Annotated in this window: 15 protein-coding genes; 7 read left to right on the plus strand and 8 right to left on the minus strand. The window is 64.9% G+C overall.

Translation table 11 applies throughout. The annotated features are described in order from the left end of the window. Positions 1 to 18 precede the first annotated feature (18 nt). The 3 genes from HWX08_RS21270 to HWX08_RS21280 all read left to right on the plus strand — a co-directional run bounded on the left by HWX08_RS21270 (position 19) and on the right by HWX08_RS21280 (position 3,898). Entirely contained in the window at positions 19 to 1,440 is a 1,422-nt protein-coding gene (locus HWX08_RS21270; RefSeq protein WP_174921118.1) for a collagen-like triple helix repeat-containing protein, read from the plus strand. A gap of 144 nt (positions 1,441 to 1,584) precedes the next feature. After that, positions 1,585 to 3,270, plus strand: a complete 1,686-nt coding sequence (locus HWX08_RS21275; protein WP_069256488.1) for a ShlB/FhaC/HecB family hemolysin secretion/activation protein — start codon at positions 1,585 to 1,587, stop codon at positions 3,268 to 3,270. 166 nt (positions 3,271 to 3,436) lie between these two features. Further along, the gene (locus tag HWX08_RS21280; RefSeq protein WP_069256487.1) at positions 3,437 to 3,898 is read left to right on the plus strand and encodes a DUF2147 domain-containing protein; all 462 of its coding nucleotides are present in this window, start codon (positions 3,437 to 3,439) and stop codon (positions 3,896 to 3,898) included. Positions 3,899 to 4,002: 104 nt separating this feature from the next. Here the strand turns inward: HWX08_RS21280 and HWX08_RS21285 are convergent, their stop codons facing one another. From HWX08_RS21285 to typA, 6 genes are all read right to left on the minus strand, one after another. Next, positions 4,003 to 4,413, minus strand: coding sequence for a transposase (locus tag HWX08_RS21285; protein WP_174921117.1), 411 nt, complete (start codon positions 4,411 to 4,413; stop codon positions 4,003 to 4,005). A gap of 144 nt (positions 4,414 to 4,557) precedes the next feature. Further along, positions 4,558 to 5,655, minus strand: a complete 1,098-nt coding sequence (zapE, locus tag HWX08_RS21290) for a cell division protein ZapE (protein WP_069256485.1) — start codon at positions 5,653 to 5,655, stop codon at positions 4,558 to 4,560. A 98-nt stretch (positions 5,656 to 5,753) separates the two neighbouring features. Next, positions 5,754 to 7,184, minus strand: a complete 1,431-nt coding sequence (gene lpdA, locus HWX08_RS21295; RefSeq protein WP_069256484.1) for a dihydrolipoyl dehydrogenase — start codon at positions 7,182 to 7,184, stop codon at positions 5,754 to 5,756. A gap of 81 nt (positions 7,185 to 7,265) precedes the next feature. Further along, positions 7,266 to 8,543, minus strand: a complete 1,278-nt coding sequence (gene odhB / locus HWX08_RS21300; protein WP_069256483.1) for a 2-oxoglutarate dehydrogenase complex dihydrolipoyllysine-residue succinyltransferase — start codon at positions 8,541 to 8,543, stop codon at positions 7,266 to 7,268. Between the two features lie 135 nt (positions 8,544 to 8,678). Then, positions 8,679 to 11,543 carry a 2-oxoglutarate dehydrogenase E1 component gene (locus tag HWX08_RS21305; protein ID WP_069256482.1) on the minus strand — a complete coding sequence of 955 codons (2,865 nt, stop codon included), beginning with the start codon at positions 11,541 to 11,543 and terminating at the stop codon, positions 8,679 to 8,681. A 316-nt stretch (positions 11,544 to 11,859) separates the two neighbouring features. After that, positions 11,860 to 13,686 carry a translational GTPase TypA gene (typA, locus tag HWX08_RS21310; protein ID WP_069256481.1) on the minus strand — a complete coding sequence of 609 codons (1,827 nt, stop codon included), beginning with the start codon at positions 13,684 to 13,686 and terminating at the stop codon, positions 11,860 to 11,862. A 327-nt stretch (positions 13,687 to 14,013) separates the two neighbouring features. On the opposite strand from typA, the gene HWX08_RS21315 reads away from it, so the two are divergent. From HWX08_RS21315 to HWX08_RS21330, 4 genes are all read left to right on the plus strand, one after another. Then, positions 14,014 to 14,505, plus strand: a complete 492-nt coding sequence (locus HWX08_RS21315; protein WP_069256480.1) for a MarR family winged helix-turn-helix transcriptional regulator — start codon at positions 14,014 to 14,016, stop codon at positions 14,503 to 14,505. An 87-nt stretch (positions 14,506 to 14,592) separates the two neighbouring features. Further along, a complete protein-coding gene (locus tag HWX08_RS21320; protein WP_174921116.1) occupies positions 14,593 to 16,089 on the plus strand; it encodes an efflux transporter outer membrane subunit in 1,497 nt (498 codons plus the stop codon). 52 nt (positions 16,090 to 16,141) lie between these two features. Next, positions 16,142 to 17,356, plus strand: coding sequence for an HlyD/EmrA/EmrK family protein (locus tag HWX08_RS21325; RefSeq protein ID WP_069256478.1), 1,215 nt, complete (start codon positions 16,142 to 16,144; stop codon positions 17,354 to 17,356). 28 nt (positions 17,357 to 17,384) lie between these two features. Continuing rightward, complete coding sequence (locus HWX08_RS21330) at positions 17,385 to 18,944, plus strand: DHA2 family efflux MFS transporter permease subunit (RefSeq protein WP_069256477.1); 1,560 nt, start codon at positions 17,385 to 17,387, stop codon at positions 18,942 to 18,944. Positions 18,945 to 19,034: 90 nt separating this feature from the next. On the opposite strand, the gene truB is transcribed toward HWX08_RS21330, so the two are convergent. Next, complete coding sequence (gene truB / locus HWX08_RS21335; protein ID WP_069256476.1) at positions 19,035 to 19,967, minus strand: tRNA pseudouridine(55) synthase TruB; 933 nt, start codon at positions 19,965 to 19,967, stop codon at positions 19,035 to 19,037. A gap of 13 nt (positions 19,968 to 19,980) precedes the next feature. After that, on the minus strand, positions 19,981 to 20,379 hold the full coding sequence (gene rbfA / locus HWX08_RS21340) for a 30S ribosome-binding factor RbfA (RefSeq protein ID WP_011351799.1): 399 nt from the start codon (positions 20,377 to 20,379) through the stop codon (positions 19,981 to 19,983). Between the last annotated feature and the right edge of the window lie 10 nt (positions 20,380 to 20,389).

Below are 20,389 nucleotides of genomic sequence, written 5' to 3' on the forward strand. Positions count from 1 at the left end.
GACAGCGAGGAGTCCATCATGTCGCAGCAACGTTCCCTCACGACGGCCGCCGTGCGCCAGTGGCGCGTGCCCCTCACCGCTTTCGCCGCGGCCTGCCTGCTGGCCGCCTGCGGCGGCGGCGGCGTCAGCTCGCCGCCGACCAGCAGCAACAACAACCCGAGCAGCACGAGCGGTACGCCGAGCACGAGCGGCACCAGCGGCACGTCCACCGGCACCAAGGGTGTCGTCAGCACGGTTGGCCAGACGGCGACCGACCTCGGCAGCACGGTCGGCAACATCAGCTTGCCGGGCCTCGGCGACGGCGTGACGAAGGGCGTCGGCAGCACGCTCTCCAGCACCGGCACGATCGTCGGCGCAGCCGCGGATGCCGTGAGCAACGGGCTCGGTCAGATCGGCACGGCCAAGGATCCGGTCGGTACAACCGTCGCCGGCCTCGGCAACGTGGTCGGCGCGACGAGCAACACCGTGTCCGGCCTGAGCTCGACGGTCAAGGCGCTCGGCACGGGCCCGCTCGCACCGCTCGCGCCCGTCACGACCCCGGTCGGCACCGTGCTCGACACGGTGGCCAACGGCTTGACGGCCGCAGGCACGACGATCGGTTCGACGCTGTCGTCGGGTGCCGTGCAGCAGGTGACGCAGCCGCTCAGTTCGGCGATCACGCCGCTCGTGATCACCGCCGGCCAGATCACGCAACAAGTCGGCACGACGACCGGCCTCGGCCAACCCGTCTCGGGCCTGCTCGGCCAGATCGGCGGCGCGATCAGCTCGGCTGGCAAGCAGGTCGGCGGCACGTCGAGCCAGCCGCTCGTCGGCGACGTCGGCCAGCTCGTGACCGCGGTCGGCAACACCGTGACCAACGCGGGGGGCCTCGTCAACCCGAACGGCCCGAACGGCGCGGCACCGATCCCCGGCCTGATCACGAGCCTCGTCGGCGGCTCGACGGCGACCGTACAGAGCGGCACGTCGTCGGGCTCCGGCTCGACGAACCCGCTCGGTGGCCTGCTGTCGGGTCTCGGCTCGACGCCGCTCGGCTCGCTCACGGGCGCACTCGGCGGCGCGACCGGCGGGTCGGGCAGCAGCCCGCTCGCGCCCGTCACGGGCCTCGTCTCCACCGTCACCGGCACGCTGAGCGGCGCGGCTGGCGGCAGCGGCGGCCCGCTCGCCCCCGTCACGAATCTCGTGTCGACGGTGACGGGTACGCTCGGCGGTGCTGCAGGTGGCGCCGGCAGTGCAAACCCTCTCGCGCCGGTCACCGGTTTGCTGAATACTGTCACCGGAGCGGTCGGCGGCGCAGCAGGATCCGGGGGAGCGAGCCCGCTCGCGCCGGTCACGTCGCTGGTCGGCAGCGTCACGGGGACGGCCGCATCGGGCGGCGGCTCGACGGGCCTGCTGGCACCGGTCACGGGGCTGCTGGGTACGCTGGGCAGCGTTGGCAAGTAAGGAGGACGGTCGCATCTTCGCAGCCGGAGCGAATGGCGCGACCGTACATACACAACCGGCATTGCGGCACGCGGCGCGCGGCACCCTGGTGTCGCGCGCCGGCATTACAAAGAAGACGAAAAGCAAGGCCTACGAGGAAGAACAATGAAATCCAGACTCGACAGATGGATGATGCTGCTCGCCATCGCGGCGGCAGGCACGGCACAGGCACAAACGCGCGTCGGGGGTAACCCGCTCGACTCCCTGCCGCAGATCAACGCGCCGAAGACCGGCCCGAGCGTGACCGTCCAGGTCGCACCGCAAGCGCCGCAATTGCAGGAGTTGCTGTCGCGCCACCTGACACCGACGACGTTCCAGGTCGAAGGCGTGAAGTCGGTGCCGTTCGAAGAGATCTCGCGTCGCTTCACGCCCCTCGTCGGCAAGGACATCACGATCGGCGACCTGATCGAAACCGCCAACGGCGTGACGAAGCTGTACCAGGATCGCGGCTACGCGCTGTCGTTCGCGTTCGTTCCCGCGCAGACGTTCGAGAACGGCGTCGTGCGCATCACGGTCGTCGAAGGCTACGTGTCGGACGTCAAGGTCACCGGCAAGCCCGGTGCGATGGAACCGAAGATTCGTGCGATCGCCGCGCATATCACCGCCGATCGGCCGCTGCGCCGCGCGACGTTCGAGCGTTACGTGAACACGTTCGGCCTGTTGCCCGGCCTCACGGTAAAGGCGAACGTACCGCCGCCGCAAACCACCGACGGCGCCACGACGCTCGAACTCGCGGTCGACCGCAAGCCGTTCAACGTCAGCACCGGCATCGACTTCAACCACCCGGGCGTCCAGGGCCTCATCACCGCGACCGAAAACGGCCTCACGTCGTTCGGCGAGCAACTGAGCATTTCCGCGCTGGCGCCGCCGGGGCGCGACAAGCAGACCTATTTCGCCTTCAGCGGCGCGGTACCGGTGGGCAGCAGCGGCCTGATCACGCGCCTCGATGCAAGCACCTATCGCGGCAAGCCGACCGACAATCCGGGGCTGCCGTCGTCCGTCGAGCGTACCGTCAAGAACGAGAAGCTCGGTCTTTCGGCATCCTATCCGTTGCTGCTGAACAACCAGCGCAGTCTGCTCGGCACCGTGTCCGGTTATGCGTCGCACAATGAAGACCGCTACCAGAGCAAGATCAACGGCAACAGCGTCGATATCCGCTCGCAGGTGCGCGTGCTGCAAATGCAGCTCGACTACACGGGCGTTTCGGCAAAGCAGGTGCAAAAGCTGAGTGTCAACGTCGCGAAAGGCTTCAACATTCTCGGCGCGTCGAAATCGCAGGACACCACGGTCAGCGGAAACACGACGTCGGCAGACAGCCCTATTTCGCTGACCTTCGTCCGCACCGGCGCGACTTTCACGCAAACCAACGAATGGCCGTTCCGGATCGGCACGTCGGTCTCGCTGACCGGGCAATACAGCCCCGATTCGCTGCCGACGTCCGAGCAGATCTCGTTCGGCTCGACCCGCTACGCGCTCGGCTACCAGCCCGGCGAAACGTCGGGCGACTCGGGATGGGGAATGTCGCTGGAGGTCAACCGCGGCTTCACTCCGGGCTGGACGTATCTGAAATCCGTCACACCGTACCTCGCATACGACATGGCGCGCGTGTACCTGCACGCGGGCACGCCGTCGCCGAGCCGCCTGTCGTCGGTCGGCATCGGCGTGCGGTTCACGGACAGCCGCTACTACAGTCTCGACCTGAACGTTGCGAAACCAGTTGGCGACGCACCCGTCGAAAGCGCGTCGCGCAGCCCGCGCATCAACGCCGCATTCTCATATCAGCTCAACTGATCGGTCGGCAAACAGCCCGCGCTACGCGGGCTGTTTCGATTAGAGTCCCCTCTATCAAACTTGGCGCACGGTTTCACGTATTCTGACGAAGCTCGCAACATGGCCGCCCCATGCAGGCGGTCGTGCGGGCGAATCGAACACGACATGCAAAACAAGGAGGATGACAATGATTCAACTGACCCGCCCGTTGCGTGCAATGGCCATCGCCGGCGCACTGCTCGCCTGCGCAGCACCCACGTTCGCACAAGCCGACAGCCCGATCGGCATGTGGCAGACGATCGACGACAACACGCATCAGCCGAAGGCACTCGTGCAGATCGCCGAGGACGGTGACGGTTCGCTGACGGGCAAGGTCGTCAAGGGTCTCGGCGCGAACGATACGCCCGATCGCCGCTGCACCGCCTGCACCGACGAGCGCAAGGATCAGCTCATCAAGGGCATGACGATCATCAAGGCAATGAAGAAGGACGGCGACCACTGGGACGGCGGCAACATTCTCGACCCGGAGAACGGCAAGGTCTACAAGTGCAAGATGACGCTTGAAGACGGCGGCCAGAAACTCGTGGTGCGCGGTTACATCGGCGTGTCGCTGCTCGGTCGTTCGCAGACCTGGGTTCGCCAGCAATAATGCAGCGCGCGCTCGAACGCGCGGCTCAATGAAAAAATCGGCCTGCGACGAAAGTCGTCAGGCCGATTTTGTTTGGGTGCGTGCCCAGTTGAAACCGGCGGAGGTCACGCTGCGTGCTTCAGCGAGTCCGACGTATAGCCATCCGGCGCGCGATACGCGGGCGCCGCATTGCTGCGCGCTTCGGCTGCCTTCGATTGCGTGTGCTTGCGCATCCGCGCGGACAATCCGTTGCACAAGTTCACGCCTGCGTCGCCATAGAGTTCACGCATGACGCTCAGCAACGTGCCGGTTTCGTGCCAGACCTTGAAGCGCCGGTGGCAGGTTTGGTATGAAGGGTAACGGCGCGGCATGGCCGACCACGTTGCGCCACTGTAGATCACCCAAAGCACGCCGTTCAGGACGGCACGCGTATTGGCCAACGGCCGGCCGCGCAACTCGGTGCGCGGCTGCATTTCGGGCAGCAGCGGCGCGACGCAGTGCCATTCGTGGTCAGTCAGATCGCGATACGGTGTCATGGACATCTCCAGCCTTAGTAACCATGACACAACGATATCGGCTCACCTCCATGGTGAATATAAGACAAATCCGAAATTACCCCGAGATCAACCCGATTTAACCGGAATTGACGTTTGATTCCCGTCAATTGCCGGCAGTCGGACTCAGGTCAGCGACGTATCGACGATGCGGCGCGGCGTTTCGATATATTCCTTCGACTGCATCTCGACGATTCGCGAGACCGTCCGCGCAAACTCGTTGGCCATCGGGCCTTCGACGTACAACTGTTCCGCCGGCACCGCCGCGGACATCAGCAGCTTGACCTTGTGGTCGTACAGCACGTCGATGAGCCACGTGAAGCGGCGCGCTTCGGACGCCATCCGCGGAGACATCTGCGGCACCTCGGACAGCACGATCGCATGGAAGCGGCTCGCCAGTTCGAGATAGTCGTTCTGCGAGCGCGGGCCGCCGCACAGCGTCGCGAAGTCGAACCAGACGACGCCGTCCGCCTTGCGCAGCGCCTTCAGCTCGCGCTTCTCGATGTGCAGGAGCGGGCTCTCGTCGGGCACCGCCGCGAGCTTGCCGAAAGCATGGCGCAATTCGCGATCGGCATCCGCGCCGAGCGGCGTGTGATACATCTTCACCTGCGCAAGCGTGCGCTGCCGATAGTCGACGCCCGCGTCGACGTTCAGCACGTCGAGCTTCTCCTTGATCAGCGCGATCGCCGGCAGCATGCGGTCGCGATGCAGGCCGTCCGGATACAGGTCGTCGGGATCGTAGTTGGACGTCATCACGAACTGCACGCCGTTGTTGAACAGGCGGTCGAGCAGACGATACAGGATCATCGCATCGGCAATGTCCGACACGTGAAACTCGTCGAAGCAGATCAGCCGGTAGCGCTTCGCGATGCGCCGGGCGAGTTCGTCGAGCGGATCGGCCTGCCCTTTCAGTTCCTCGAGTTCGCGATGCACTTCGCGCATGAACTCGTGGAAATGCAGGCGTGTCTTGCGCTGCACGGGCACGACCGCGTAGAAGCTGTCCATCAGGAAGCTCTTGCCGCGACCGACGCCGCCCCACATGTAGACGCCGCGCGGGAGGTCGGGATGATTGATGAGCTTCTTGAATGCGTTCGAGCGGCGCGCCTTGTACTCGACCCACTCGTCGAAACATTGCTGCAGACGGTCGACGGCCGCGCGCTGCGCCGGATCGGACTGATAGCCGCGCGTGGTCAGTTCGCGCGTGTAGTATTCGGTGACGTTCATCGGGCAAACCGGAAAAAACGAAGGCGGACGGGAAACCCCGCCCGCCTTCGTCATGAGACGGCTGCGCCGGCCGAGAGCAGGCCGGCGCTATGTCGCGCTCAGCTGTTCAGCGAGCGCTTGTCGACGGCGAGCGCCGCTTCGCGCATCACTTCCGACATCGACGGGTGCGGATGGCAGATGCGAGCGATGTCTTCCGACGCCGCCTTGAATTCCATCGCCACCACGGCTTCCGCAATCAGGTCCGACGCATTCGCCGCGATCACGTGCACGCCGAGCAGTTCGTCGGTCTTCGCATCCGCGATCATCTTCACGAAGCCGTCCGGCGCGTTCATGCCGAGCGCACGGCCGTTGATCGAGAACGGGAACTTGCCCGACTTGATCTCGCGGCCTTCCGCCTTCAGTTGCTGCTCCGTCTTGCCGACCCATGCAATTTCCGGGTACGTGTAGATCACCCACGGAATGCAGTTGTAGTCGATGTGCGGCTTCTGGCCGTCGATCACTTCCGCGACCAGCACGCCTTCATCTTCCGCCTTGTGCGCGAGCATCGGGCCGCGCACCACGTCGCCGATCGCGTACACGTTCGGCACGGCCGTGCGGCAGTGGTCGTCCACGTCGATGAAGCCGCGTTCGTTCGCCTTCAGGCCGATCGCCTCGAGGCCGAGGTTGTCGGTGTTCGGCACGCGGCCGACCGACACGATCAGGCGGTCGGCGTCGAGCGTCTGCGCGTTGCCGTCCTTGTCCGTGTAGGCGATCGACACGCCGTTCGCGGTCGTCTTCACGTCGCCGATCTTCACGCCGAGATGGATGTCGAGGCCCTGCTTCTTGAACAGCTTGGCCGCTTCCTTCGCAAGCGCTTCGTCGGCCGCGCCGAGGAACGCCGGCAGCGCTTCGAGCACCGTCACTTCGGCACCCAGGCGGCGCCACACCGAGCCGAGCTCGAGGCCAATCACGCCTGCGCCGATCACGGCGAGCTTCTTCGGCACTGCGTCGAACGTCAGCGCACCTTCGTTGTCCGACACGATCTTGTTGTCGACCGGAATGCCCGGCAGGTGACGCGCCTTCGAACCCGTCGCGATGATCACGTTCTTCGCGGTGACGACTTCGGTTTCGCCTTCGCCGCTCACTTCAATCTGCACGCCGGCGTCGGTCTTGCCGGTGAACTTGCCGTGGCCCTTCAGCCAGGTGATCTTGTTCTTCTTGAAGAGGAACTCGATCCCGCTCGTCATCTTCTCGACGATCGCGTCCTTGCGGCCGAGCATCTTCGCGACGTCGATCTTCACGCCGTCGACCGTGATGCCGTGGTCGGCCAGGTGATGCGACGTGTTCTCGAACTCTTCCGACGACGCGAGCAGCGCCTTCGACGGGATGCAGCCGACGTTCAGGCAGGTACCGCCGAGCTTCAGCGCGCCGGCCGGGTTCTTCCACTTCTCGATACAGGCAACGGTCTTGCCCAGCTGCGCGGCGCGAATCGCGGCGATGTAGCCGCCGGGGCCGGCGCCGATCACGACGACGTCAAATTCCTTGGACATGGCAATCCTTTCTACTTGTGCGCCCGCACGTCCGCGCGCGAGCGCGAACGTGCGGAGCGGGTCAATGCGGTGAGACTCGGCTTACAGGTCGAGCAGCAGGCGTGCCGGATCTTCCAGCGCATCCTTCATCGCGACGAGCGACAGCACGGCTTCGCGACCGTCGATGATCCGGTGGTCGTACGACAGCGCGAGGTAGTTGATCGGACGGATCACGATCTGGCCGTTTTCGACGACCGGACGCTCCTTCGTCGCGTGCACGCCGAGGATGGCCGACTGCGGCGGGTTGATGATCGGGGTCGACAGCATCGAGCCGAACACACCGCCGTTCGAGATCGAGAACGTACCGCCCGTCATTTCCTCGATCGACAGCTTGCCGTCCTTCGCCTTCTGGCCGAACTCGGCGATCTTCTTTTCGATCTCCGCGAGGCTCAGTTGATCCGCGTTGCGCAGGATCGGCACGACGAGGCCGCGCGGCGAGCCGACGGCGATACCGATGTCGAAGTAACCGTGGTAGACGATGTCGTTACCGTCGATCGACGCGTTCACGAGCGGGAACTTCTTCAGCGCGTGCACGGCCGCCTTCACGAAGAACGACATGAAGCCGAGCTTCACGCCGTGTTCCTTCTCGAACTTGTCCTTGTACTTGTTACGCAGCTCCATGACCGGGGCCATGTTCACTTCGTTGAACGTGGTCAGGATCGCGTTGGTCTGCTGCGACTCGAGCAGACGCTCGGCAATACGCGCACGCAGGCGCGACATCGGCACGCGTTGTTCCGGACGGTCGTTCAGCCAGGTCGCAGCCGATGCCGGCACCTTCACTTCCGGCAGCGACGGCTTCGCAGCGGCCGCCTTGGCCGGTGCGGCAGCCGGAGCGGCCTTCGGTGCGCTGCCTGCTGCCAGCGCGTCGCCCTTCGTGACGCGGCCGTCGCGGCCCGAACCTGCGACGTCGCCTGCCGACAGGCCCTTCTCGGCGAGCAGCTTCGATGCTGCCGGCGATGCGGCGGCCGAGCTCGATGCGGTTGCGGCGGCCGGCTGTGCTGCCGGTGCGGCTGCAGCAGGTGCTGCCGCCGGCTTCACTTCGGCGGCGCCTGCCGCTGCTTCGGCGGCCCCTGCCTTCGCTTCGGTGTCGATCGTCGCGATGATCTGGTCGGCGACCACGGTGTCACCGTCGTTCTGCAGCACTTGCGCGAGCACGCCCGCGGCGGGTGCCGGCACTTCGAGCACGACCTTGTCGGTCTCGAGTTCGATCAGGATTTCGTCTTGAGCAACTGCTTCGCCCGGCTTCTTCTTCCACTGCAGCATGGTCGCTTCCGAAACCGACTCCGAAAGCTGGGGGACTTTGACTTCTACGATAGCCATGTGATTTTCCTGGATGCTTAATCTGGGTAATGACGAGGTTCGTGCGATTCCTTCGGCCGGTACGGCGCGCGACGCGCCCGGCGGGCCAAAAGAGACGGGAAAGCGCATCGCGCCTTCCCGTTTCGCTTCCGTCGGTTATTTCGCGATCGATGCGCTCTTCAGGCGGCCGAATGCACCTTCGATGAGGGCCTTCTGCTGCTCGTAGTGCTTCGCGTAGTAGCCAACCGCCGGCGAGGCCGAAGCCGGACGGCCGCTGTATGCCAGCTTCTGCCCTTCCTTCATGCCTTCCTTCAGATGGTGCTCGACGTAGAACCAGGGGCCCTGGTTCTGCGGCTCGTCCTGCACCCAGACCACTTCCGTCGCGTTCTCGTACTTCTTCATTTCGGCTTCGAACTGCTTGTGCGCGAACGGGTACAGCTGCTCGATACGGATGATCGCGACATCGTTCGCCTTCGCTTCGCGGCGATGCGCGACGAGGTCGTAATACACACGGCCCGAGCAAACCAGCACGCGCTTGACCTTCTTCGCGTCGATGCCGCCGTCGGTTTCGCCCAGCACCGGCTGGAACGAACCCTTCGCGAGTTCCGACAGGTCCGACACCGCTTCCTTGTGACGCAGCAGCGACTTCGGCGTCGCGACGATCAGCGGCTTGCGGAACAGGCGGATCATCTGGCGACGCAGCAGGTGGAAGATCTGCGCCGGCGTCGTCGGCTGGACGACCTGCATGTTGTGATCCGCGCACAGCTGCAGGAAACGCTCGATACGCGTGGACGAGTGTTCCGGACCCTGGCCTTCGTAGCCGTGAGGCAGCAGCATCGTGAGACCCGATACGCGGCCCCACTTCACTTCGCCCGACGAGATGAACTGGTCGATCACGACCTGCGCACCGTTGACGAAGTCGCCGAACTGGGCTTCCCACAGCACGAGCGTATTCGGCTCGGCGGTCGAGTAGCCGTATTCGAAGCCCAGCACTGCCTCTTCCGACAGCACCGAGTCGATCACCGTGAACTTCGCCTGACCGTCGGCGATGTTCTGCAGCGGCACGTACGTGCCGTCGTTCCAGCGCTCGCGATTCTGGTCGTGCAGCACCGCGTGACGGTGCGTGAACGTACCGCGGCCCGAGTCCTGGCCCGTCAGGCGCACCGAGTAGCCCGATGCGACGAGCGACGCGAACGCGAGGTGCTCGCCCATGCCCCAGTCGAGCGGCTGGTCGCCGCGCGCCATGTTGCGGCGGTCGTTGATCACGCGCTCGACGAGCGGGTGGACCTTGAAGTTTTCCGGCACCGTCGTGATGCGTTCGCCGAGGCGCTTCAGTTCGGCGAGCGGCACGGCGGTATCGGCGGCGTCGGTCCACTTGCGGTTCAGGAACGGAACCCAGTCGACCGCGTACTTGCTCTTGTAGTTCGACAGGACCGGGTCGACCGTGTGGTGACCGTCGTCCATCGCCTTGCGGTACGCCTTCACGTAGTTGTCGGCGTCTTCCGCGGTGATCACGCCCTGCTGCACGAGCTTCTCGGCGTACAGCGCACGGGTGCCCGGATGCTGCGCGATCTTCTTGTACATCAGCGGCTGCGTAACCGCCGGCGTGTCCTGCTCGTTGTGACCCAGCTTGCGGAAGCAGACGATGTCGATCACGACATCCTTGTGGAACTGCATCCGGTAGTCGATCGCGATCTGGGTCGCGAGCACGACGGCTTCCGGATCGTCGCCGTTCACGTGCAGCACCGGCGCTTCGATCATCTTGACGACGTCGGTACAGTACAGCGTCGAGCGCGCATCGCGCGGGTCGGACGTCGTGAAGCCGATCTGGTTGTTGATGACGATGTGCAGCGTGCCGTGCGTGCCGTAACCGCGCGTCTGCGCGAGGTTCAGCGTTTCCATCACGACGCCCTGGCCCGCGAAGGCCGCGTCGCCGTGGATCTGCACCGGCAGCACCTGCAGGCCGTCTTCGTCGCCGCGACGGTCCATCCGCGCCTTCGCCGAACCTTCGACCACCGGGTTCACGATTTCGAGGTGCGACGGGTTGAACGCGAGCGACAGGTGGACCGGGCCGCCTTCCGTCGACACGTCCGACGAGAAGCCCTTGTGGTACTTCACGTCGCCGGCCGGCAGGTCGTCGACGTGCTTGCCTTCGAATTCGGCGAACAGGTCGGCCGGCATCTTGCCCAGCGTATTGACCAGCACGTTCAGACGGCCGCGGTGGGCCATGCCGATGATGATTTCCTGCACGCCGCGCTTGCCCGCGTGCTGGACGACTTCGTCCATCGCCGCGATGAAGCTTTCGCCGCCTTCGAGCGAGAAGCGCTTCTGGCCGACGTACTTGGTATGCAGGTAGCGCTCGAGGCCTTCGGCGGCCGTCAGGCGATTGAGGATGTGCTTCTTCTCGTCCGCCGAGAAGTTCGGCGTCGCGCGGATCGACTCCAGGCGCTCCTGCCACCAGCGCTTCTGCTCCGGATCGCTGATGTACATGTATTCGGCGCCGATCGTGCCGCAGTACGTGTCGCGCAGGCCCTTGACGATGTCACGCAGCGAAGCCTGGTCGAAACCGAAGTACAGGTTGCTTGCGCTGTACGTCTGGTCGAGGTCGCCTTCGGAGAAATCGTAGAACGCGGGTTCGAGCTCGGGAATGGCGGGGCGTTCGCGACGCTTCAGGGGATCCAGGTTGGCCCATTGCGAGCCGAGGAAGCGATACGCGCTGATGAGGGACTGCACGTGCACTTGCTTGCGCGCCGCAGCCAGATTGGTGGTGCTTTCGCGCGGGATGAAGGCATTGGCCTTCGCGCGCTCGGCGAACGATTCGACGATCGGGAAGTGAGCGACGTCATTGGCGTTCGAACCGTCGGTTGCAGGAACGTTCTGCAGCGCGTCGAAATACTCTCGCCAGTTCTCCGGCACCGATGCCGGATTGTTGAGGTATGCATCGTACAGTTCTTCAACGTACGAAGCATTGCCGCCGAACAGATAGGAGTTCAGCTGAAACTGCTTCATTACATCTGACATTTTACGCTCACCTTTCTTCGAGCTTCTCGAGAAATAGCGGGTTACTCAACCTTCCGCGACACGGCCTGACCGTTTAGCGGATTGCGAATCAAGTCTTGCTTGGAAGGACCTAAAACTTGCGTGCGCGCAGCATATCACAGAACCAATACCGGAGTTCACGGCGAGATGTGCCCGAAAGCGCCGCGCAGCGGGGTTTCGCCGGATTGCCACGACCCGCGGGAACAGTGTCTTGCAGATAACCCGATTGCCCGTCGCACGGATGCAAAAAAGGCTGCCCGGGGGCAGCCTTTTTCGTCATGCGCGGGAACAGCCGAACTTAGTCGACCGCGCCTTCGCGGCTCGCGCGGCGACGCTCGTGCTCCTTCAGGAAGCGCTTGCGCAGGCGGATCGACTGCGGCGTCACTTCGACGAGCTCGTCGTCGTCGATGAATTCGACCGCGTATTCGAGCGACATCTGGACCGGCGGCACGAGGCGCACGGCTTCGTCGGTACCCGACGCACGCACGTTGGTCAGCTGCTTGCCCTTGATCGGGTTCACGACGAGGTCGTTGTCACGGCTGTGGATGCCGATGATCATGCCCTCATAGAGCGCGTCGCCCGGCTTCACGAACATGCGGCCGCGATCCTGCAGCTTCCACAGTGCGTAGGCCACGGCAGCGCCGTCGTCCTGCGAGATCAGCACGCCGTTGCGGCGCTCGAAGACCGAGCCGTCTTTGACTGGTGCGTACGAGTCGAAGATGTGGCTCATCAGGCCCGTGCCGCGCGTGAGCGTCAGGAATTCGCTCTGGAAGCCGATCAGGCCGCGGGCCGAGATCCGGTATTCCAGACGCGTGCGGCCGCGGCCGTCCGACGCCATGTCGAGCATCTCGCCCTTGCGGCGACCGAGCTCTTCCATCACGCCGCCCTGGTGCTCGTCTTCGACGTCGACCGTCAGCAGCTCGTACGGCTCGTGGCGCACGCCGTCGATTTCCTGCATCACGACGCGCGGACGCGACACGGCCAGCTCATAGCCTTCACGACGCATGTTCTCGACGAGAATCGTCAGGTGCAGTTCGCCGCGGCCCGACACTTCGAACACCGTTTCGTCGCCGGTGTCCTTCACGCGCAGCGCGACGTTGTGGTTCAGTTCCTTCATCAGACGGTCGCGGATCTGGCGGCTCGTGACGAACTTGCCTTCACGGCCGGCGAGCGGCGACGAGTTGACGAGGAAGTTCATCGTCAGCGTCGGCTCGTCGACGGTGATCATCGGCAGCGCTTCCGGCGTGTCCACCGCGCAGATCGTCGCGCCGATGCCGACGTCTTCGATACCGTTGATCAGCACGATGTCGCCCGCTTCGGCCGATTCGACCTGCACGCGCTCGAGGCCCGTGAACGACAGCACCTGGTTGATCTTGCGGTTCAGCACCTCGCCTTCCGGCCCGAAGCGCATCGCGACCGGCTGGCCCGGCTTGATGCGGCCGCGCGTGATGCGGCCGACGCCGATCCGGCCGACGTACGTCGAATAGTCGAGCGACGTGATCTGGAGCTGCAGCGGCGCGTCCGGATCCGCCGGACGGACCGGCACGTGCTCGAGGATCGCCTCGAACAGCGGGCGCATGTCGCCTTCGCGCGCGGCCGGGTCGAGCGACGCATAGCCGTTCAGGCCCGATGCGTAGACGATCGGGAAGTCGAGCTGCTCTTCGGTTGCGCCGAGCTTGTCGAACAGGTCGAAGGTCTGGTTGATCACCCAGTCGATCCGCGCGCCCGGACGGTCGATCTTGTTGATGATGACGATCGGCTTCAGGCCGAGCGCGAGCGCCTTCTTCGTGACGAAGCGCGTCTGCGGCATCGGGCCCTCGACCGCGTCGACGAGCAGCAGCACCGAGTCGACCATCGACAGCACGCGCTCCACCTCGCCGCCGAAGTCCGCGTGCCCCGGCGTGTCGACGATGTTGATGTGCGTGCCTTCGTACTCGACCGCGCAGTTCTTCGCGAGAATCGTGATCCCGCGCTCTTTTTCGATGTCGTTCGAGTCCATCACCCGCTCCGCAATCTGCTGGTTCTCGCGGAAGGTGCCGGACTGGCGAAGCAGTTGGTCGACGAGCGTAGTCTTGCCGTGGTCGACGTGGGCGATGATGGCGATATTGCGAAGGGCGCGGGTCATAGAAACCTGGAAATCGTTTGAACGCGCAAAAGCGCCCGCTCGTTTTTCACGGGCGCGCGCATTGCAGCTTGGAAAGCCGTAAATTATAGCACGTCAGAATGTCGGCAGCCGATGAACACGCTGCAACGCAACAAGCCGGCCGGCTCGCCCTCCCCCTCGAACGCGCCGATCGGTCGTGGCCCGCGCGGCCGGCCCGCGCCAAAACCTTATTGGGATAAGGGATTTTCGGCGCACGAAGCGCGCCCTTTGCCGTTCGATTAACATTTGCCGCGGCAAGCAACTGTGCCTATACTGCTGCCTAGTCAACTATTGCAGCTTCAGCGTTTTATGTCGGATTCTTCTACCCAACCGCCCGTTTCGCCGCTGTCCTCGTATCAGATGAACGACAGCGTCGGTTATCTGATGTCGCGCGTGAAGTCGGTGATGACCAACCTGGTCACGCAACGCACGCAGGAAGAGCTCGGCATCACGGGCACGCAGGCGAGCATGCTGTTCATGATCGCGGTCGGCAAGTGCTCGACGGCCGCCGAGCTCGCCCGCGAATACGGGATCGATGCAAGTGCGGTCACGCGCCTGCTCGACCGGGTCGAGAAACGCGGCCTGCTGTCCCGCGTGCGCAGCGTCGAGGACCGGCGCGTCGTCCGCCTCGAGCTGACCGACGAAGGCCGTGCGCTCGCCGAACGCCTGCCGCCGATTTTCCGCAGCGTGCTCGACCAGGTGCTGGACGGGTTTACGCCGGAGGAAGTCGGGTTCCTGAAGAGCATGTTGCGCCGCATTCTCAGCAATTACTGCGAAACCGCTGGCGCCAGCATCACGTAATAATTGCCATAACAATTACTTTTGACAGATTAATGTAAGGAAATCCTTGCAGTGTCCATCATTCATTCCGAGTCAGGGATCAGCGCGATGAAATCCTCCCCGTTGTCCGTGCGCGCCGGGTCGTGCCGCGCCGCCGTCGCCGCTGCGGTCGCCGCACTGGCGCTGGCGGGCTGCGCGAACTACATCGGCATCAAGAGCGACAAGCAGATCGCCCCCGCGTCGCAATTCGAATCCGCGCAGAGCCTGCCGGCCCAGGGCGGCCAGTGGCCGGCGCTCGACTGGGCCGGCCAGTTCGGCGATCCGCAGCTGCCGAAGCTGATCGACGAAGCCCTGCAGGGCAATCCGTCGATCGCGCAGGCGCAGGCACGCATCGCCAAGGCGTCGTCGTACATCGAATCGTCGCGCTCGAACCTGATGCCGAAGGCGGAAGCCAGCTATTCGTGGACGCGCGAACTGTATTCGTCGAACGCACTGTTCCCGCCCCCGTACGGCGGCCAGTGGTACAGCGAAAACAACGCGCTCGCAAGCGCGTCATGGGAACTCGACCTGTGGGGCAAGAACCGCGAACGCCTGCACACCGCCGTATCGCAGGAAAAGGCGGCCGAAGCCGACATGCAGCAGGCGCACATCACGCTCGCATCGTCGGTCGCGCGCACCTATAACTCGCTCGCGCAGCTCTACGCGCTGCGCGATATCGCCCAGCGCGAGATCACCAATCGCGAGACGGTCGGCAAGATTACCGACGGCCGCGTGTCGGCCGGCCTCGACACCAACGTCGAACGCCAGACGGCTCGCGGCAACATCGCGACGACCCAAGCTTCGCTGTCGGACCTCGACGGCCAGATCACGTCGGTGCGCTACCAGCTCGCCGCGCTGCTCGGCAAGGGTCCGGATCGCGGGCTGCAGATCGCCGTACCCGTGATGAACCCGACCGGCGAAGTCGCGCTGCCCGGCAACCTGCCGGCCGATCTCGTGTCGCGCCGCCCCGACATCGTCGCCGCGCGCTGGCAGGTCGAAGCCGCGATGCACGACGTGAAGGAAGCGAAGGCCGAGTTCTATCCGGACGTGAACCTTGCGGCCGGCTTCGGCTTCGATGCGTTCGGCTGGGGCAAATTCCTGAACTTCGCGAGCCGTCAGGCACAGTTCGGCCCGGCGATCCATCTGCCGATTTTCGACGCCGGCGCGCTGCGCGCGCAGCTCAAGGGCCGCTACGCGGACTTCGACCTGTCGGTCGCGAACTACAACCAGACGCTGATCAGCGCACTGAACGACGTCGCGACGCAGGTCGCGTCGATCCGCGCGATCGATCGCCAGATGGGCGATGCGCAACGCGCGCTCGACGCCTCGACGCGCGCGTACGACCTCGCGGTCATCCGCTACAAGGCGGGCCTGTCGCCGCAACTGCAGGTGCTGACCGCGGACAGTAACCGCCTCGCGTCGGAGCAGACGGTGACCAACCTGAAGATGCGCCGACGCGACATGCAGCTCGCGCTGATCAAGGCGCTCGGCGGCGGATTCGATGCAACCGGCACGCCGCTCGCCGCGCCCGATACCGGCAAGCCGACAAAACAGGCCGCCAACTGATCCGGCGCCACCACTACGCAGACACTCGAAATAACGGACGGAGAAAATCGCCATGAGCGACCAACAAAACGCCGCCAGCGCGCAGCCGCAGAACAACGGCAAGCGCAAACGAATGATGACGCTGCTCGTCGCGGTCATCGTGATCGCGGCCATCGCATACGGCCTGTACTACTTCCTCGTCGCCCGCTTCCATGAAGACACCGACGACGCCTACGTGAACGGCAACGTCGTGCAGATCACGCCGCAGGTGACGGGCACCGTGATCGCGGTGAAGGCGGACGATACGCAGACGGTCAAGGCCGGCGATCCGCTCGTCGTGCTCGACCCGGCCGACTCGCAGGTCGCGCTGCAGCAGGCGGAAGCCAACCTGGCGCAGACGGTGCGCCAGGTGCGCGGCCTGTTCGTCAACGACGACCAGTACCGCGCGCAAGTCGCGCTGCGCCAGTCCGATCTGTCGAAGGCCCAGGACGACCTCCGCCGCCGCATGGCCGTCGCGCAGACGGGCGCCGTGTCGCAGGAAGAAATCTCGCACGCACGCGACGCGGTGAAGGCCGCGCAGGCGTCGGTCGACGCCGCGCAGCAGCAGCTCGCATCGAACCGCGCGCTGACCGCGAACACGACGATCGCATCGCACCCCAACGTATTGGCCGCGGCCGCGAAGGTTCGCGACGCCTACCTCGCGAACGCGCGTAACGTGCTGCCGGCGCCGGTCACCGGCTACGTTGCGAAGCGCTCGGTGCAGGTCGGCCAGCGCGTGTCGCCGGGCAACCCGCTGATGTCCGTGGTGCCGCTGAATGCCGTCTGGGTCGACGCGAACTTCAAGGAAGTCCAGCTGAAGCACATGCGCATCGGCCAGCCGGTCGAAATGACGGCCGACATCTACGGCTCGTCGGTCACGTATCACGGGAAGGTCGTCGGTTTCTCGGCGGGCACGGGCTCGGCATTCTCGCTGCTGCCGGCACAGAACGCGACCGGCAACTGGATCAAGGTCGTGCAGCGCCTGCCGGTGCGGATCGAACTCGACCCGAAGGATCTCGACAAGCATCCGCTGCGCATCGGCCTGTCGATGCAGGTCGACGTGGACATCAAGGACGAACGCGGCGACCAGCTCGTCAACGCGCCGAACACCGTCTATGAGACCAACGTGTTCGCGAAGTACGGTGACGAAGCCGACGCCGAAATCGCGCGCATCATCGCCGAGAACGCCGGCGGCAACGCGACGGCACCGGTCGCGGCGAAGCAGAGCAGCGCCGCGAAAATGATGTAACCGTTCCGACTCCGGAAAGACAACCGACATGGCACAGGCTCCCGTCTCCTACCCGCCCTTGCAGGGCGGGCAACTCGTACTCGGGACGATCGCGGTATCGCTCGCGGTGTTCATGAACGTGCTCGACACGTCCATCGCGAACGTCGCGATCCCGACCATCTCGGGCGACCTCGGCGTGTCGTCCGACCAGGGCACATGGGTCATCACGTCGTTCGCGGTCGCGAACGCGATCTCGGTGCCGCTGACGGGCTGGCTGACCGACCGCTTCGGACAGGTCCGCCTGTTCCTCGCGTCGATCATCCTGTTCGTCATCTCGTCGTGGATGTGCGGGCTGTCGCCGAACCTGCCGTTCCTGCTCGGGTCGCGCGTGCTCCAGGGCGCGGTCGCCGGCCCGATGATTCCGCTGTCGCAATCGCTGCTGCTGTCGAGTTATCCGCGCGCGAAGGCGCCGATGGCGCTCGCGCTATGGTCGATGACGACGCTGATCGCACCCGTCGCGGGCCCGATCCTCGGCGGCTGGATCTCGGACAACTATTCGTGGCCGTGGATCTTCTACGTGAACATTCCGGTCGGCATTGCCGCCGCGCTCGCCACGTGGTCGATCTACCGCACCCGCGAATCGACGGTGCGCCGCGCGCCGATCGACGGCGTGGGGCTGGCGCTGCTCGTGCTGTGGGTCGGCTCGCTGCAGATCATGCTCGACAAGGGCAAGGATCTCGACTGGTTCGCATCGACGACGATCGTCGCACTGGCGCTGATCGCGGTCATCGCGTTCGCGTTCTTCGTGATCTGGGAACTGACCGCCGAACACCCCGTCGTCGACCTGTCGCTGTTCCGCATGCGGAATTTCACGGGCGGCACGATCGCGCTGGCCGTCGGCTACGGACTCTACTTCGGCAACCTCGTGCTGCTGCCGCTGTGGCTGCAGACCCAGATCGGCTACACGGCAACCGACGCCGGTCTCGTGATGGCGCCGGTCGGGCTGTTCGCGATCCTGCTGTCGCCGCTGACCGGCAAGTTCCTGCCGCGCACCGATCCGCGCTACATCGCGACCGCCGCGTTCCTGATCTTCGCACTGTGTTTCTGGATGCGTTCGCAGTACACGACGGGCGTCGACGAATGGTCGCTGACGTTGCCGACACTCGTGCAGGGTATCGCGATGGCGGGCTTCTTCATCCCGCTCGTGTCGATCACGTTGTCCGGCCTGCCCGGCCACCGCATTCCCGCGGCATCGGGCCTGTCGAACTTCGTGCGGATCATGTGCGGCGGCATCGGCACGTCGATCTTCCAGACCGCGTGGGATCACCGCAACAATTTCCATCATGCGCAGCTGGTCGAGCAGGCGAACGTGTACAACCCGACGTTCAACCAGGCCGTCACGCAGATGGGCAACCTCGGGCTGACACAGAACCAGGCGCACGGGCTGATCAACAATCTGGCCACGCAACAGGCCGCGCAGCTCGGCGTGAACGACCTGTTCTACATCTCCGCGGTGATCTTCGTGCTGCTGATCGGACTGATCTGGATCACCAAGCCCGAACGCGCGGGCGGCGGCGACGCCGGTGCGGCCGCATCGGCCGCTCACTGAGCAAGACCCGCCAGCGCATCAAACAAAAAGCCCGGTCGTTCGACCGGGCTTTTTCCATTCGGACACCGCGCACGCGCGTGCGCCATTGCGTCACGCTGCCGTCACGACGAGCCGTTCCGGCGCGAGCACGCCATTCGCCTTGCGTGCGACGCCGAGCAACCGCGTTGCGTCGTACACGCGCACGCGCTCGCCATCGGCCGCCGCGACTGGTGCGAGTTCCGACAGCGGCAGACGCTGGCCGTGCAGAAACCGCTTCGCGGACGCTTCATCGAGACGAACGGCCGGAAACGTCGACAGCAATGCATCGACCGGTTGAAGCCATGCATCGCGAGCCGACTCGGCCGCATCCGACAGCGCATCGAGCGTCACCGCATGCTCGAGCGTCAGCGCGCCGACACCCGTGCGACGCAGCATCGTCAGATGCGCGCCGCAACCGAGTGCCTCGCCGATATCCTCCGCCAGCGTGCGAACGTAAGTGCCTTTACTGCAGGTCACGCGGAACGTCACGTCAGGCAGGTCGCACGCGAGCAGGTCGAGTGCGAGGATGGTCACGTTGCGCCCCTCGCGCTCGACGGTTTGCCCGGCGCGCGCATATTCGTACAGTGGCTTGCCGTCGCGCTTGAGCGCCGAATACATCGGCGGCACCTGCACGATCTCGCCGGTGAAGCGCGCAAGCGCGGCTTCCACCGCCGTGCGATCGCATTCGACGGGCCGCGTGTCGATCACGTCGCCTTCCGCGTCGCCGGTGGCCGTGCGTTGGCCGAGACGCATCGTCGCCTCGTAGGTCTTGTCCGCGTCGAGCAGATCCTGCGAGAACTTCGTCGCCTCGCCGAAGCACAGCGGCAGCAGGCCGGAAGCCAGCGGATCGAGCGTGCCGGTGTGGCCGGCTTTCTTCGCGAGCAGCAGGCGCTTGGCGCGAATCAGCGCATCGTTGCTCGACAGGCCTACCGGCTTGTCGAGCAGGAGGACACCGTCCAGCACGCGCCGGGGTACGCGCGGACGTTGGGGTGCTGCATTCGTCATAGGCCGGTCGAGCTCAGTCGTCCTTGGCGGCCGCGTCGGCCTCGTCGTCGTCCTTCGCGCGTGTCGAGTTCGCTTCCTTGATCAGACGCGACATCTCCACGGCCTTCTCGATCGTCTGGTCGTAGTGGAAATGCAGCGTCGGCACCGTATGGATGTGCAGACGCTTGAACAACAGGTTGTGCAAGTGACCCGACGCGTGGTTCAGCGCTTCCTGCGTCTTGGCCGGATCGCCGGTCAACGCGGTGAAGTAGACCTTCGCGTGTGCGTAATCCGGCGTGAGTTCCACGCTCTGGATGGTCACGATGCCGATGCGCGGATCCTTGACCTCGCGCATGATGAGCTCCGACAGATCGCGCTGAATCTGGTCAGCGATCTGCACGTTGCGATTGGGGGAAGTGCGTTTCCTGGACATGATCGATCCG

The sequence above is a fragment of the Burkholderia metallica genome (assembly GCF_902832845.1).
In the GTDB taxonomy this organism is placed as follows: Bacteria; Pseudomonadota; Gammaproteobacteria; order Burkholderiales; family Burkholderiaceae; genus Burkholderia; species Burkholderia metallica.

Coding starts and splice junctions, on each gene's coding strand:
- HWX08_RS21285 (WP_174921117.1), bottom strand. CDS start 4,413: ATGACACCGTATCGCGATCTGACTGACCACGAATGGCACTGCGTCGCG.
- rbfA (WP_011351799.1), bottom strand. CDS start 20,379: ATGTCCAGGAAACGCACTTCCCCCAATCGCAACGTGCAGATCGCTGAC.
- HWX08_RS21315 (WP_069256480.1), top strand. CDS start 14,014: ATGTCGGATTCTTCTACCCAACCGCCCGTTTCGCCGCTGTCCTCGTAT.
- HWX08_RS21320 (WP_174921116.1), top strand. CDS start 14,593: ATGAAATCCTCCCCGTTGTCCGTGCGCGCCGGGTCGTGCCGCGCCGCC.
- HWX08_RS21270 (WP_174921118.1), top strand. CDS start 19: ATGTCGCAGCAACGTTCCCTCACGACGGCCGCCGTGCGCCAGTGGCGC.
- HWX08_RS21280 (WP_069256487.1), top strand. CDS start 3,437: ATGATTCAACTGACCCGCCCGTTGCGTGCAATGGCCATCGCCGGCGCA.
- HWX08_RS21330 (WP_069256477.1), top strand. CDS start 17,385: ATGGCACAGGCTCCCGTCTCCTACCCGCCCTTGCAGGGCGGGCAACTC.
- zapE (WP_069256485.1), bottom strand. CDS start 5,655: ATGAACGTCACCGAATACTACACGCGCGAACTGACCACGCGCGGCTAT.
- HWX08_RS21275 (WP_069256488.1), top strand. CDS start 1,585: ATGAAATCCAGACTCGACAGATGGATGATGCTGCTCGCCATCGCGGCG.
- truB (WP_069256476.1), bottom strand. CDS start 19,967: ATGACGAATGCAGCACCCCAACGTCCGCGCGTACCCCGGCGCGTGCTG.
- HWX08_RS21305 (WP_069256482.1), bottom strand. CDS start 11,543: ATGTCAGATGTAATGAAGCAGTTTCAGCTGAACTCCTATCTGTTCGGC.
- typA (WP_069256481.1), bottom strand. CDS start 13,686: ATGACCCGCGCCCTTCGCAATATCGCCATCATCGCCCACGTCGACCAC.
- lpdA (WP_069256484.1), bottom strand. CDS start 7,184: ATGTCCAAGGAATTTGACGTCGTCGTGATCGGCGCCGGCCCCGGCGGC.
- HWX08_RS21325 (WP_069256478.1), top strand. CDS start 16,142: ATGAGCGACCAACAAAACGCCGCCAGCGCGCAGCCGCAGAACAACGGC.
- odhB (WP_069256483.1), bottom strand. CDS start 8,543: ATGGCTATCGTAGAAGTCAAAGTCCCCCAGCTTTCGGAGTCGGTTTCG.